Here is a 615-nt window from a genome sequence, read left to right on the forward strand (position 1 = left end):
TGGCGGGGGCGGCTGTTGCTTCATTGCGCCGGCACGTTGGCAGCCGGGGATGACGGTGCGCGTGGACTGGGAAACGGGGGTGGCATATCCCGATGGCTTCCCCGGTTTTGGTGACAGGCCTAAGTACTTGGCTTGGGTTAAAAAAAATGACGCGCTAACTCGCCAACACAGCAAAGTCTTACCAGTCCCTGACTACACCGGCCAAAAAGTCTGCGGCCTCACCGTGCACTTCCTGCCCTGCGAAGACCTGCAAGTCACCACCTCCTGCTACGCCTACGGCAGCCCCGAATACCCGATCAAGACCCCACTGCAATTGCCGGAGCCCCCGTCATGTCCGATGTAAAACACGCTTCGCTTTGGTATCCACCCGGGTTTCCGGTCGAGGGCCGTTTGCCTCGCAACGTCACGCAGGTCGATCAAAATAACCGGCGCCAGTGTCAGCTGGAGGCGGATTACCACGATGCCTTGTGCGTGGCGGCCGGGCGCCGGCTGATGCCGCCTTGCTGCAAGACCTTGCACGTCAGCCTGTTCTTCGAGAGCGACCTCGAAGCCGACAAAGGGGTCAAAGCGCGCGCCGAAGAACAGCGCGACCAGAGTCAAGCAGCGATCGTAAAA

Annotated in this window: 1 protein-coding gene and 1 pseudogene; both read left to right on the forward strand. The window is 60.5% G+C overall.

Translation table 11 applies throughout. The features are described from left to right. Positions 1-343 (forward strand): DUF3304 domain-containing protein (locus tag NPS56_RS30970; protein WP_274078172.1); only part of this gene is annotated, 343 nt, incomplete at its 5' end. After that, positions 331-615: pseudogene (locus tag NPS56_RS30975) on the forward strand (hypothetical protein); the annotation flags it as partial. The gene NPS56_RS30970 and the pseudogene NPS56_RS30975, both read left to right, overlap by 13 nt.

The organism is Pseudomonas putida, from assembly GCF_028682635.1.
Taxonomy (GTDB): Bacteria; Pseudomonadota; Gammaproteobacteria; order Pseudomonadales; family Pseudomonadaceae; genus Aquipseudomonas; species Aquipseudomonas putida_AE.